We start from the raw sequence: 14372 nt of genomic DNA, 5'->3' as shown, positions 1-14372 counted from the left end.
AGGTACACCACATGCCCATATCATCGATAATTATTTTACACGAAACTATATTAAAAATATAGTCTCTTTGGATAATCTCTTTGCAGGACTATCCGGTTTTAAGAAATTATTCAGCTTTTCCGCCGTTTTTCTTAATGATTTCTTCTTGTACTGATTTTGGTACATCTTCGTAGTGGTCAAATGTCATTGTAAATGTACCACGACCTTGAGTAGCAGAACGAAGAGTTGTAGCATAACCAAACATTTCAGCAAGTGGAACCATCGCACGAACAACTTGTTGGCCGCCAGCGCGAGCTTCCATACCTTCAACACGTCCACGACGAGCAGTTACGTGACCCATAACATCACCTAAGTAATCTTCAGGGATAACAACTTCTACAGCCATGATTGGTTCAAGGATTACTGGATTAGCTTTCTTAGCTGCTGCACGTAATGCCATAGAAGCAGCAACACGGAAGGCAGTTTCATTTGAATCGACATCATGGTATGAACCATCGTAAAGTTTAGCTTTGATATCTACTAATGGATAGCCAGCTAAGACACCATTTTCCATAGCATCTTTCAAACCAGTTTCAACAGCTGGAATGTATTCACGAGGAACAACCCCACCGACGATCGCATTTTCAAATTCGAAACCAGCACCTTCTTCATTTGGTGTAAATTCAATCCATACGTGACCGTATTGACCTTTACCACCAGACTGACGTACAAACTTACCTTCGGCTTGAGTGCCAGCACGGAAAGTTTCACGGTAAGATACTTGAGGCGCACCTACGTTAGCTTCAACTTTGAATTCACGACGCATACGGTCAACGATGATATCTAAGTGAAGTTCACCCATACCAGCGATGATTGTTTCGCCTGTTTCCACGTTTGTTTCAGCACGGAAAGTAGGATCTTCTTCAGATAGTTTTTGTAAAGCCACACCCATTTTATCTTGGTCAGCTTTTGATTTAGGTTCAATAGCGACTTGGATAACTGGTTCTGGGAATTCCATGGATTCAAGAATAACTAGACTCTTTTCATCACATAGTGTGTCCCCAGTAGTTGTGTCTTTCAAACCAACAGCAGCAGCGATATCTCCAGCGTAAACTTCAGAGATTTCTGAACGAGAGTTGGCATGCATCTGTAGGATACGACCAACACGTTCACGTTTGCCTTTTGTTGCGTTTTGTACGTATGAACCTGATTGTAAAACACCAGAGTACACACGGAAGAAAGTTAAACGACCTACGAATGGGTCAGTCATAACTTTAAATGCTAAAGCTGAGAAAGGAGCGCTGTCGTCTGCAGGACGTTCTACTTCTTCATCAGTTTTAGGGTCAATCCCTTTGATAGCTGGGATATCTAACGGTGATGGCAAGTAATCAAGAACAGCGTCCAATAGTAATTGAACCCCTTTGTTCTTAAATGCTGAACCACATAGTACTGGGTAGAATTCTACGTTAACTGTTGCGCGGCGGATACCTTCTTTTAACTCAGCTTCAGTGATTTCTTCACCTTCTAAGTATTTCAAAGTAAGTTCTTCATCAGTTTCAGCTACAGCTTCAACCAATTTTTCGCGCCATTCTTCAGCTAATTCGCGGTATTCTTCAGGAATTTCTGTTTCTTCGATCTCTGTTCCAAGATCGTTTGTATACATTTCAGCCTTCATTGTTACAAGGTCGATAATTCCTGTGAAGTCGTCTTCCGCACCAATTGGTAATTGGATTGGGTGAGCGTTTGCTTGCAAACGGTCATGTAAAGTTGATACTGAATATAAGAAGTCAGCACCGATCTTGTCCATTTTGTTTGCAAATACGATACGAGGTACACCATAAGTTGTTGCTTGACGCCAAACTGTTTCAGTTTGAGGTTCAACACCTGATTGTGCATCAAGAACAGTTACAGCACCATCAAGTACACGCAATGAACGTTCAACTTCAACTGTGAAGTCTACGTGTCCTGGTGTGTCGATGATGTTGATTCGGTGACCCTTCCATTGTGCTGTAGTAGCAGCAGAAGTGATCGTAATACCACGTTCTTGTTCTTGTTCCATCCAGTCCATTTGTGAAGCTCCTTCATGAGTTTCACCAATTTTATGGATTTTACCAGTGTAGTACAAGATACGTTCAGTAGCAGTCGTTTTACCAGCATCGATGTGGGCCATGATACCGATATTACGAGTGTTTTGTAAAGAAAATTCTCTGGTCATTCTCCTTGTTTCTCCTCTCTTTACTATCTAGTTGCTAAAAATAAGGACACTATCTGAGGTCGACTTATAAAAGCCGACCAAACAGAGAGAATCTTACCAGCGATAGTGAGCAAACGCACGGTTGGCATCAGCCATTTTATGAGTGTCTTCACGTTTTTTAACAGACGCACCTGTGTTGTTTGCAGCATCCATAATTTCTTTTGCTAAGCGTTCTTCCATTGTGTGTTCACCGCGCAAGCGAGCGTAGTTTACTACCCAACGAAGACCTAGAGTAACGCGGCGTTCAGGGCGAACTTCAACTGGTACTTGGTAGTTTGAACCCCCAACACGACGTGCTTTAACTTCAAGAACAGGTTGAACGTTTTTCATTGCTTGTTCAAACACTTCTAATGGATCGTTACCTGTAGATTCTTTGATCAAGTCAAAGGCATTATAGATAATGTTAGCTGCAATCCCGCGTTTTCCGTCAACCATTACACGGTTGATCAAGCGAGTTACTAATTTTGAGTTATAAATAGGATCTGGTAAAACATCACGTTTTGCAACAGGACCTTTACGTGGCATCCGTAACTCCTCCTTCCGAAATATTGTTCATAGTAATTACTTCTATATAGTAGAAGCAAGTTTCATTTGTTTAATAATTAAAATTAAGCTTTAGGTTTTTTAGTTCCGTATTTAGAACGGCTTTGTTTACGGTCGTTAACACCAGCAGTATCTAAAGCACCGCGAACGATATGGTAACGTACCCCTGGTAAGTCTTTTACACGACCACCGCGTAATAATACAACACTGTGTTCTTGTAAGTTATGACCAATCCCTGGGATATAAGCAGTAACTTCAATTAAGTTTGACAAACGAACACGTGCATATTTACGTAAAGCTGAGTTCGGTTTTTTAGGTGTCATTGTACCCACACGAGTTGCTACCCCACGTTTTTGAGGTGAGTTTACGTTAGTTTGAGTTTTCTTAAAGCTGTTATATCCTTTGTTCAAAGCAGGTGAATTAGATTTTTCCACCTTTGATTTACGAGGTTTACGTACTAATTGGTTAATTGTAGGCATTCCTTGTTTCCTCCTTCCCACGATTTGCGTCTAGTTCCACACATCCAGGTGGTTCTTTTTTTGTGATAAAAAATAAATGCAATGTCTGCATCCTTATCAAATATGCTTTGATAAACAGTCAGCACGTTTCTTCACAGAAACCTGTAGATAAAGCACCTTTGTTAGAATATCACGAATGAAAAAACATGTCAACAAGGGATGCAATTTTTTTTGAAAAAGCTTTATTGGAATAAAAAAGAATGGTATCTTTTTACCGTAAATCACGCTAAAATAGTGAGGAAAGCACGATGCTCAAACTAAAAAAAGGTGGACGCAAAGATGAATTTAAAACAATTAGCTGGCATTGAAGCCGCGAAATTCGTAAAGGACGGGATGATCGTAGGTCTCGGGACCGGTTCAACCGCCTATTATATGGTAGAAGAGATTGGTCGCCGTATGCGTGAAGAAGGTTTACGTATCACAGGAGTTACTACTTCAAATGCGACAAAAGAACAAGCGGAAAAATTAGGAATACCGTTAAAGAGTATTGATGAAGTCCCCGTAGTCGATTTGACAATAGACGGTGCTGATGAAATCAGTGCTGATTTTCAAGGGATCAAAGGCGGCGGCGCTGCTTTGCTTTTCGAGAAAATAGTCGCTACGTACTCAAAAGAAACGATTTGGATCGTTGATTCTTCTAAATTAGTCGATAAACTTGGGAAGTTCCCACTCCCAGTTGAAGTGATCCCTTATGGCTCCCAACAGCTACTTCATATTTTTGAAGAAAAAGGATTCCAACCTGTCTTGCGTACAGACGAAAACGGAGAAGTCCTAACCACAGATGGTGGTCATTACATCATTGATCTGCATCTAGAAGTCATCGAACAGCCAGAAAGCTTAGCTACCTATTTAGATGAACTTGTTGGGGTAGTAGAACATGGGCTTTTCCTAAACATGGTTTCTAAAGTAGTTGTCGGCTCAGAAAAAGGCGTTGAGATTCTTGACGCAATCCGTCGTAAATAAAGAAAAACTGCTTGATCATCCAATAAAAAAAGACAGCGGAAAATTTGCGAAAAAACTATCTTTTTGACGTACTTTATGCTACATTTTTACTGTTATATCCAGTTAGAAAATCACTGCTAGAAAGGAATCACCATGAAAATTATTGGTTATGCACGCACAACCATAAATGACGTTGATTTAACAACTCAGGTTGATCAATTATCTGACTTTGGTTGTCAAGAAATTTTCCATGAGACATATGAAGTGGAACAAAATGATTCTACTGCTGTTCATTTGGAGTCAGTGATCGCTGACATGCAACAAGGCGATGCACTAGTCATTTGCCAACTTCATCGATTAGGCAAATCTACGCGGCAATTAACAGAACTCACGCAATTATTCAAAGATCGCGGGCTGCACTTGATTAGTCTTGATGAAGGAATCGATACGCGCGAAATGGGAAAAATCTATTTCCAATTAATGGAAAACCTAGCAAACATGGAGTGCGCATTGATCAAAGAACGTACATTAGTTGGATTAGATGAAGCTCGTAAAAAAGGAAAAATCGGCGGAAGACCAAAAATCGATGCAAAAACGATCAAAAAAATCCGACGTCTCTATTATGAAAAAAAAGAAACGATCCAATTTATTTCTTCAAAATGCGGTGTTTCAGTTGGAACATGTTATAAATATATCAATTTACCTGAAAAAGAAATCGAGCAATTATGCATCTAATACCTAAAAACGAACAGTTGCGTGGGCACTGTTCGTTTTTTTATATTCTCTACTTGTTTTCTCATAGAATCTTATCTAATTTTTCGATGGAAATCTCTTCCAAAAAATTGTACAATAAAACAGAACTGAAAATTTCAGAAATATAAACCTATCTTAAAAGGAGAGCTAAACATGCCAAAATTAGTTTTTTCTCGTCACGGTCTTAGTGAATGGAATGCATTGAACCAATTTACTGGTTGGGCTGATGTAAATCTAGCACCAGAAGGAATCGAAGAAGCAAAAGAAGGCGGACGCAAAATCAAAGAAGCTGGAATCGAATTTGATGTTGCTTACACTTCTGTTTTAACTCGTGCAATCAAAACATGTAACTTGATCTTAGAATATTCAGATCAACTTTGGGTACCACAAATCAAATCATGGCGCTTAAACGAACGTCACTATGGTAAATTACAAGGTTTGAACAAAAAAGAAACAGCTGAAAAATACGGCGACGAACAAGTACACATCTGGCGTCGTTCTTACGATACTCTTCCTCCATTAATGGAAGAAACTGACGAAGGTTCTGCAGCAAATGACCGTCGTTACGCAATGTTAGACAAACGCGATATTCCTGGTGGAGAAAACTTGAAAGTGACATTAGAACGCGCTTTGCCATTCTGGCAAGATGAAATTGCTCCAGCATTACTAGACAACAAAACTGTTTTAGTAGCTGCACATGGTAACTCATTACGCGCCCTAGCTAAACATATCGAAGGTATCTCTGACGAAGACATCATGGATCTTGAAATTCCAACAGGTCAACCACTTGTTTATGAATTAAATGATGACTTAACAGTTGCTAAAAAATACTACCTATAAAAAACACTATAAAAAAGGGACTGTGACACGATTTGTCACAGTCCCTTTTTTCGTATAAACGGTGTTCTCCTGCCAACTTCTCGGTCACAAGTCACAATATTCATCAAACATGAAAAGCTGTTTTTTGAAATTGTTCCTTGTGAATCAGAGTTAAACGGCAGATTCACAACCTCTTGGTAAATGGTGTTCAAAAGCTTACATTTGCAATAATAAGTCCAGCCAAGTCAAAAACATGAGGAGCTATTTTTGCTTGGATGTTCTTATTACTTAATGCAGGGCAGCTTTTTCATTTCCTTCTTATTCTGCTATCGCTGTTTCCAATCCTACTTCGATCATTTCATTGAACGTAGATTGACGTTCTGCAGCTGTTGTTTCTTCACCGGTGATCAAATGGTCGCTAACGGTCATCAAACTTAATGTCTGCACATGGTATTTCGCGCCTAAGTAATAAAGAGCCGCTGCTTCCATTTCCACTCCTAAAACGCCAAGTTCAGCTAATTGGAATGTCTCTGTCAAATCATCTTTGTAGAAAGAATCTTCCGAAAGAACATTTCCTACATGAACCGTATAGCCCTTTTCTTTAGCTATCTCATATGCTTTCAGTAATAGATTGAAATCACTAATTGGAGGAAAATGAAAGGCTTGGAAATTTTTTTCGATCATCGAAGAACTGGTCGCTGCACCTTGTGCTAGTACTAAATCACGAACATGGACGTCTTTTGACAATGCACCGCATGTACCTACTCGAATCAATTTCTTTACACCATACGACTGGATCAATTCATGGGCATAGATGGTGGCTGATGGCATTCCCATTCCTGTTCCTTGAACAGAAATACGTTCTCCTTTATATTTGCCGGTAAAGCCTAACATACCGCGTACCTGATTGTAACAAACTGGATCTTCCAAAAAAGTCTCCGCAATATATTTAGCTCGCAAAGGATCTCCCGGAAGTAAAATCTTATCGGCGATCTCGCCTTCTTTCGCTTCAATATGCACACTCATTTTATTGTTCCTCCTATTACAATAATGTCAATGTTTCTTTAACCAATGCTTTAAAAGATTGTTTGACTCTCTGAGTTGTTTCTACAACTTCTTCATGGCTCAGATTCGCTTGCATACCTGCTGCTAAGTTGGTAATACAAGAGATTCCTAACACTTTTAATCCGCTGTGAGCTGCTACGATGACTTCTGGAACAGTCGACATCCCTACTGCATCGGCTCCTATTGTCCGAGACATTCGGATCTCCGCAGGCGTTTCATAAGTTGGTCCAGAATAGCCCATATATACGCCTTCTTTAAGATCCAAACCTAGTTTTTCTGCTGCTGCTTTTGCTGTTGCTTGATAGTCAGGCGTATAAGCTTGACTCATATCTGGAAATCTAGGGCCCATTGCATCTTCATTCGGACCGATCAAAGGATTTTCACCAGTAAAATTGATATGATCGGTAATCAGCATCAAATCTCCTGGTACAAATGATTCGTTGACACCACCACATGCATTAGTCACAATGACTGAATGGGCTCCTAGCCCGGCCATCACACGTACTGGATAGGTCACTGTTTGCATGGAATGACCTTCATAGTAGTGGAATCTCCCTTGCATGGCTAACACTTTCTTGCCTGCCAGAGACCCATAAACTAGCTTTCCTGCATGCCCAACTACTGTCGAAACAGGAAAGAACGGGATCTCATCATAAGAAATCATTACAGCATCTTCGATTTCATCTGCTAATTCACCTAATCCTGAACCTAGAATCAAACCAAAATCAATTTCTTTTACTCCTTTATCAAGGATAAACTGGGTCGTTTCTTGTAACATCTCGCTTAACTTGGTCATTTGCTTTCTCCTATTTAAAAAGATTATTTTAATAATTTCAAGAAGCTTTCGCCATTTTCAGTCGAAGAAACACTAAAGTTCTCAGCAATCGTTGCTGAAATATCTGAATAATATCCTTGAGGCAATGCCCCTTGTTCTTTCATTTTTTTACTGTAAACCAATAACGGTACATATTCTCGCGTATGATCGGTACCAGTAAACGTCGGATCGTTTCCGTGATCGGCTGTAATCATTAGCAAGTCGTCTTCTTCCATCGCTTCAAGCAATTCTGGAATTCGTAAGTCAAATTCTTCAATCGCATGCGCATAGCCGACTACATCCCGACGATGACCGTATAATGCATCAAAATCTACTAAATTGGTAAAGCTGATTCCTGAAAAATCGTTTTTCATAACTTTCAGTAGCTGGTCAACGCCATCCATATTGCTTTTCGTGCGGACAGATTCAGTGATTCCTTGTCCGTTGAAAATATCGTTGATCTTTCCAACAGCAATCACGTCCTTTCCTGCTTCTTTCAAAGAATCAAGGACTGTGTGTCCGAATGGATTCAACGCATAATCATGGCGATTGCTTGTTCGTGTGAAGTCTCCTGGTTCACCCACGTACGGACGTGCAATGATTCGGCCAATCATATACGGATCATCTTTTGTTATATCACGAACGAATTGGCAAATCCGATATAATTCTTCTAAAGGAATGATTTCTTCATGTGCCGCGATCTGAAGGACAGGATCGGCAGAAGTATATACAATTAAATCGCCTGTTTTCATTTGGTGTTCACCGTAATCGTCAATAACAGCTGTTCCGCTATAAGGTTTGTTACATACGACTTTACGGCCAGAAAATTCTTCGATTTGTTTGATCAGATCATCAGGGAATCCGTTCGGAAACACACGAAATGGAGTTTTGATATTCAATCCCATGATTTCCCAGTGGCCTGTCATCGTATCTTTCCCTACAGAAACTTCTTCTAATTTCGTCGCATAGCCTTGATGATCTTTCACTGATTCCACACCTTCAAGAGGACGGATCGTTCCTAAACCAAGCTGCTCTAAATGTGGAACGTTCAATCCTGCTTCTTTCGCAATGTGTCCTAATGTATCAGAACCAACATCACCGAACTTATCGGCATCTGGTGCTTCTCCAATTCCTACTGAATCCATGACGATCAGATGTACGCGTTTAAACATGATTATTCCTTCTTTCTTTTTATTTTTATTGCCTTTAAAACAAAAAGGGCGAGACGAAAAACACTTCCCGTAACCCACCCTTTTTATTCGCTAAAAGATTATTTTGATTTGATATAGTTCTTCCCGTTTGCTTTTGGACCAGAAGCTTTCCCTAAGAAAACAACCAGCACAATGATTGTCAGCAAATATGGAGCAATTTGCAGCAATACTGGCGGAATCGAAGAAATAACTGGTAATTGTGCGCCAATGATACTCAAGCTTTGAGCAAAACCAAAGAACAATGAGGCACCCATTGCCCCTAAAGGATTCCACTTACCAAAGATCATAGCAGCCATGGAGATGAACCCTTGTCCAACGATCGTACCAGCTGAAAAGTTACCGGAAATCGACTGAGCAAAAACAGCACCGCCCATACCGCCTAACAAGCCAGAAATCAGTACGCCTGAATAACGCATAGCATATACATTGATACCTAATGTGTCGGCAGCTTGAGGATTTTCACCAACTGAACGGAGGCGCAAGCCGAATTTCGTCTTGAAGATGATCACCCAAGCTAGGACAGCAATCAAAATAGCACAATAAGCAGGTAAGAATGTATTTTTAAAGAAAATTGGTCCAATGACCGGAATATCTGCTAATCCTGGGAAAGAAAAATACCCCAGATTCTGCGTGATGTTATCAGTTTGACCTTTACCATACCATGCTTTGATCAAGAAAACACCTAAAGCAGGTGCCATCAGATTAATTACTGTCCCGCTGATAATATGGTCAGCACGCAAACTGACTGTTGCTACTGCGTGAATCAGAGAAAATAGGATACCTACGACGCCACCCACTAAAATAGCGATCCATGGTGTCATAGAACCAAGTGATGGACTCATCGTCAAGTTGAAAACGATGGAACTAAAAGCACCCATGACCATGATTCCCTCTAGCCCTACGTTTACGATCCCGCTTCGTTCAGAAAAAGTTCCGCCTAGTGACGTTAGAATTAGCGGTGTTGAATAAACCAGTGTAGAAGTAAGGATCAAGGCAATTAATTCGATAGTCGACATTATAGTTCGCCCCCTTCATGGTTTTGATTCGTTGGTTTCGATTCTATTGTCGCAACGATCTCTTCTTGTTTTTTCCCTTGGAAGACTTTAGCCATGACGAAACGAATCAGGAAGTTGATCCCGACAAAGAAGATAATCAAAGCAATCGATACATTGACGATCTCAAACGGAACACCTGCTCCTGTCTGCATGCCAAGTCCACCGATCTTCAAAATACTGAACAAGATCGCTGATAAAAGAATACCGATTGCTGATCCAGAACCAAGCAAGGAGACAGCCATTCCGTCAAATCCAATAGATAGCGAAGTCGTTTGAACAAAGAAGTTTTGATACGTTCCTAATCCTTCAACCACACCGCCAAGCCCTGCCAAAGCGCCAGAAATGACCATCGACAAAACGATCGTACGTTTACTACTCATTCCTGCATACTCAGAAGCAAAAGGATTCAATCCAACAGAACGGATTTCAAATCCTAAAGTCGTTTTCTTCATCAGCAGCCAAACGAAAATAAGCGCGATGATTGCTAAAAATAATCCTGAGTTTACGCGAGAGCCGCCAAAAGCTTGTGTTAACCATGGTAACCGCAGTGAGGCATTTTGACTGATCATATTGGAAGAGTCCAAACTTGAGCGATAGCTTTCAGGCATCACTTCATGTAAAGCAAATGTGCTTACGTATAATAAGATATAGTTCATCATGATTGTTACGATCACTTCACTTGTTCCAAAAAATGCTCGAAGTAAACCTGGAACAGCCGCTGCCATCGCACCAGCTAAGGCACCTAAGATCACGCATAACGGAAGCAAAACAACTTTTGGCAGATCTGGAAACGCAAGTGCCACCCAGACACTGACGATCCACCCGCAAAGTGCTTGTCCAGAAAGCCCAATATTGAAAAACCCAGCTGAGTTAGCTACAGAAAAACCTAATGCTGTAAAAATCAACGGCGTTGCTTGCCTTAACGTTTCACCTATCCCTCTTTGCGAACCAAGGGCTGCATCTAGCATAGAAGAATAACCTTGGATGGGCTGAAAACCAAAAGCAGCCATCAATATCGCGCCTAAGATCAATCCTAAAACAACTGAAAGTACAGGCACTAATAAATTACGGAATTTTTCGCTGCGATCATTCATGTGCGCCAGCCCCCTTTTCTAACTCTTTTCGTGCTTCTTCTAAGGTATAGCCCGCCATCAATAGACCTAATTCATTTTCAGATGTTTCTTTCGGATCAACGATACCGACAATTTCTCCTTCATGGATAACAGCAATACGATCCGAAACATTTAAAATTTCTTCTAATTCGAAACTGATCAGTAACACTGCTTTGTATTTGTCCCTTTGTTCGATCAGACGTTTATGAATAAATTCGATCGCACCTACATCCAGTCCACGAGTTGGATTTGCAACAATCAACAGATCAGGATCTCGGTCGACTTCACGAGCGATAATTGCTTTTTGCTGATTTCCGCCTGATAAAGCTTTTGCGGGAACAAGTTCATTCGTTGTTCGAACATCATATTCTTCGATCAATTCTCTGGCATGTTCATTCATTACTGAATAATTCAGCATGCCGTTTTTACTGTAAGGTTTTTGATGATAGGTTTGTAGTGCGATATTTTCAGATAATGTCATATCTAGGACTAACCCGTATTTATGACGGTCTTCTGGCACGTGTCCTACACCATGTTCAGTGATTTTTCGGGGTTTTTTATTAGTGATGTCTTCCCCTTTTAGCTTGATATGTCCGCTTTCTGCCTTTCGCAAACCAGTCAAAGCTTGGATCAACTCCGACTGCCCGTTTCCATCGATTCCAGCGATACCAAGTACTTCGCCAGCACGAACCTCTAAGTTCAAGTTTTTCACGGCTTCTAATCCACGATTTTCTTTCACCACTAGATTTTCAATAGACAAAACGACTTCTTGAGGCTTCGCTTCTTTTTTCATCGTTTTGAATGAAACCGTTCTTCCAACCATCATATCGGCTAATTGTTGTGAGGTTACGTCTTTAACGTTGACTGTACCGATTCCTTTTCCACGGCGGATAACTGTACAGCGGTCAGCTACTGCTTTGATTTCATCTAACTTATGCGTAATCAAAATGATCGACTTGCCTTCTTTGACTAATTCCTTCATGATCACGATTAATTCATCAATTTCTTGAGGGGTCAATACAGCTGTCGGCTCATCAAAAATCAGTACATCTGCTCCTCGGTAAAGTGTTTTTAAAATTTCTACCCGTTGTTCCATCCCAACTGAAATATCACGAACGTAAGCATCTGGGTTGACTGACAATCCATACTGTTCAGAAACTTTTTGGATCTCTTTTCGTGCTTTTTTATGGTCAAGCATCCCTGCGCGACTAGGCTCGCTTCCCAACACGATGTTTTCTGTTACAGTAAAGGCATCAACAAGCATAAAGTGCTGATGGACCATCCCAATCCCTAATTGGTTGGCTTTGGTCGGACTTGTGATCTTTACTTCTTTCCCACGCATCAAAATTTTCCCTGATGTCGGCTCTAATAATCCGGAAAGCACGTTCATCAATGTAGATTTGCCAGCACCGTTTTCTCCAAGCAACGCATGAATTTCTCCTGCCTTTACTTGTAAATTGATGTTGTCATTTGCCTTGAATGTTCCAAATTCTTTGGTAATATTCTGCATTTCTATGACAATATTTTCTTGAACCACCTTTTTTTCACATCCTAACGATTTCTATCTAGGGCAACGATTGACTAAGATTCACGCTTAGTGAGCGTTCTTCTTTTGAAACAAACATTACTTCAGGGAGTTGTTCCCTTATCCAAACTGTCACAAGGCAGCTTGGATAAATGAACAATTCTTGTTCTAATCAAACCATAGCCTTGTCAAACATGTGTCTAACAAGGCTATAGAAATGGTTTTAGTTTTCTTCAGGAGTTTCTGGAACTTTTACGTCACCTGAAATGATTTTTTCTTTTGCTTCATCAACTGCTTTTTTCGCTTCGTCAGAAAGTTGTCCTTCTGTTAGACCAACACCGTCTTCTTTCAATCCATAAACAGTGTGTTCGCCGCCAGGGAATTTACCGTCCGCTGATTTTTGTGCCAAATCTTCTACTACTGTTCCAACTGCTTTCAGTGTAGATGTCAATGTGAAGTTTTTCTTTTCGCCGTTTAATGTGTATTCGCCTTCGTCTGATTGGTCGCGGTCAACACCGATAACCCAAACTTTTTTGTCGCCTGATTCGTTCAATGATTTTGCTTCTTGGAATACACCGTTACCTGTACCGCCTGAAGCATGGAAGATGATATCTGCGTTTTGTGCATACATACCTTGAGCAATTGAACGTCCTTTATCTGGAGCAGAGAAGTCACCAGCATATTGATTCAATACTTTGATTTCTTTTCCTAATTCTTTCGCACCTGCATCAACACCGGCTTTGAATCCAGCATCAAAACGATCGATTACTTCACCTTTTACACCGCCGATAAAGCCGACTACGTTTGTTTCAGTCGTATAAGCTGCTGCAACACCTGCAAGATAAGAAGCTTCGTTGTCTTTGAAAGTTGCAGATACAACGTTATCTAATCCATCGATGACATCATCGATAATAACAAAGTTCGTACCTGTATTGTTTGTTGCTTGTTCTTGGATCGCTGGTTTTAGTTTATAACCAATACCAAAAATCGTTTTGAATCCAGCATTCAATGCTTGGTCAATATTTGGGATGTAATCTGATTCATTTGAAGATTGGAAATATTGGAAGCCATCATTTCCTCGTGAAAGTCCTTGATCTTTCCCCCATTTTTCTAGTCCTTCCCAAGCTGACTGGTTGAATGAACGGTCGTCTACACCACCTGTGTCTGTGATCAATGCTGCAGTTGTTGTGTCTGATGAGCTTTTGCCACCGGATGAATCAGTAGAGCCGTTGTTGCCGCATGCACCTAAAAATAACCCTGCTGCTAGTGCGACAGCACCTAAACCAAATAATTTTGCTTTTTTCATTTCTGTAAAGCCTCCTAAAATAATTGTTTTATTTTTCAACAGTCAGCTGACTGAATGAACATGAGTTATAGATCTTTTTCAGTAAATGCATAAGGCAGCAGTTCACGAACGGTCGTTGCCTTCGTCACACCATTGTCTCCTACTAGCGTAACCGGCATATCAGGGGAACAGAATTCTGCCATTACTTGTCGACATGCACCACAAGGAGAGATAGGATCGGGGGTGTGCCCCGCTACGACTAGATGCGTAAATGTTTTTTCTCCTTCAGATACTGCTTTGAAAAAAGCTGTGCGCTCGGCACAATTCGTTAATCCAAATGATGCATTCTCAATGTTGATGCCTTGATAAATCTTGCCTGATTCCGTTACGAGACAAGCGCCTACCGGAAAATGGGAATAAGGAACATAGGCTTTATCTAACGCTTCAATAGCTGTGTTGATCCATTCTTGTTTGAGTTCTGCCATGAGCTTCTCCTT

At 40.6% G+C, this 14372-nt stretch carries 14 protein-coding genes; 3 read left to right on the top strand and 11 right to left on the bottom strand.

Annotation, left to right across the window (positions count from 1 at the left end; all coding sequences use genetic code 11):
- Positions 1-106: 106 nt before the first annotated feature.
- From fusA to rpsL, 3 genes are all read right to left on the bottom strand, one after another.
- On the bottom strand, positions 107-2194 hold the full coding sequence (gene fusA / locus IGL31_RS00265) for an elongation factor G (RefSeq protein ID WP_002294317.1): 2088 nt from the start codon (positions 2192-2194) through the stop codon (positions 107-109).
- 93 nt (positions 2195-2287) lie between these two features.
- Positions 2288-2758 carry a 30S ribosomal protein S7 gene (rpsG, locus tag IGL31_RS00260; RefSeq protein WP_002290440.1) on the bottom strand — a complete coding sequence of 157 codons (471 nt, stop codon included), beginning with the start codon at positions 2756-2758 and terminating at the stop codon, positions 2288-2290.
- Positions 2759-2841: 83 nt separating this feature from the next.
- Positions 2842-3255, bottom strand: a complete 414-nt coding sequence (rpsL, locus tag IGL31_RS00255; RefSeq protein WP_002294318.1) for a 30S ribosomal protein S12 — start codon at positions 3253-3255, stop codon at positions 2842-2844.
- A gap of 318 nt (positions 3256-3573) precedes the next feature.
- Between rpsL and rpiA the strand changes: the two genes are divergently transcribed.
- From rpiA to gpmA, 3 genes are all read left to right on the top strand, one after another.
- Positions 3574-4257 carry a ribose-5-phosphate isomerase RpiA gene (gene rpiA, locus IGL31_RS00250; RefSeq protein ID WP_002294319.1) on the top strand — a complete coding sequence of 228 codons (684 nt, stop codon included), beginning with the start codon at positions 3574-3576 and terminating at the stop codon, positions 4255-4257.
- 132 nt (positions 4258-4389) lie between these two features.
- The gene (locus IGL31_RS00245) at positions 4390-4971 is read left to right on the top strand and encodes a recombinase family protein (RefSeq protein ID WP_002294320.1); all 582 of its coding nucleotides are present in this window, start codon (positions 4390-4392) and stop codon (positions 4969-4971) included.
- A 171-nt stretch (positions 4972-5142) separates the two neighbouring features.
- Entirely contained in the window at positions 5143-5829 is a 687-nt protein-coding gene (gene gpmA, locus IGL31_RS00240; protein WP_002294321.1) for a 2,3-diphosphoglycerate-dependent phosphoglycerate mutase, read from the top strand.
- A gap of 297 nt (positions 5830-6126) precedes the next feature.
- Here the strand turns inward: gpmA and deoD are convergent, their stop codons facing one another.
- The 8 genes from deoD to IGL31_RS00200 form a co-directional block, all read right to left on the bottom strand.
- Positions 6127-6834 (bottom strand): purine-nucleoside phosphorylase, encoded by a 708-nt coding sequence (deoD, locus tag IGL31_RS00235; protein ID WP_002289197.1) that lies wholly within the window; start codon positions 6832-6834, stop codon positions 6127-6129.
- 16 nt (positions 6835-6850) lie between these two features.
- Positions 6851-7669 (bottom strand): purine-nucleoside phosphorylase, encoded by an 819-nt coding sequence (locus IGL31_RS00230; protein ID WP_002289198.1) that lies wholly within the window; start codon positions 7667-7669, stop codon positions 6851-6853.
- Positions 7670-7692: 23 nt separating this feature from the next.
- A complete protein-coding gene (gene deoB / locus IGL31_RS00225; protein WP_002289199.1) occupies positions 7693-8859 on the bottom strand; it encodes a phosphopentomutase in 1167 nt (388 codons plus the stop codon).
- 98 nt (positions 8860-8957) lie between these two features.
- Positions 8958-9914: an ABC transporter permease gene (locus tag IGL31_RS00220; RefSeq protein WP_002289200.1), complete on the bottom strand. Its 957-nt coding sequence runs from the start codon at positions 9912-9914 to the stop codon at positions 8958-8960.
- Positions 9914-11047 (bottom strand): ABC transporter permease, encoded by a 1134-nt coding sequence (locus tag IGL31_RS00215; RefSeq protein ID WP_002289201.1) that lies wholly within the window; start codon positions 11045-11047, stop codon positions 9914-9916. The genes IGL31_RS00220 and IGL31_RS00215 overlap by 1 nt, the downstream gene beginning before the upstream one ends.
- Entirely contained in the window at positions 11040-12602 is a 1563-nt protein-coding gene (locus IGL31_RS00210; RefSeq protein WP_002289202.1) for an ABC transporter ATP-binding protein, read from the bottom strand. Before IGL31_RS00210 ends, IGL31_RS00215 begins: the two co-directional genes overlap by 8 nt.
- Before the next feature lie 211 nt (positions 12603-12813).
- On the bottom strand, positions 12814-13896 hold the full coding sequence (locus tag IGL31_RS00205; protein ID WP_002289203.1) for a BMP family lipoprotein: 1083 nt from the start codon (positions 13894-13896) through the stop codon (positions 12814-12816).
- Between the two features lie 65 nt (positions 13897-13961).
- Positions 13962-14360 carry a cytidine deaminase gene (locus IGL31_RS00200; protein WP_002298572.1) on the bottom strand — a complete coding sequence of 133 codons (399 nt, stop codon included), beginning with the start codon at positions 14358-14360 and terminating at the stop codon, positions 13962-13964.
- Positions 14361-14372: the final 12 nt, after the last annotated feature.

This window comes from Enterococcus sp. MSG3290 (assembly GCF_050555565.1).
GTDB classification, from domain to species: Bacteria; Bacillota; Bacilli; order Lactobacillales; family Enterococcaceae; genus Enterococcus_B; species Enterococcus_B faecium.
The sequence above is the reverse complement of the archived record's forward strand: the minus strand, read 5'-3'. Positions and strand labels throughout refer to the sequence as shown.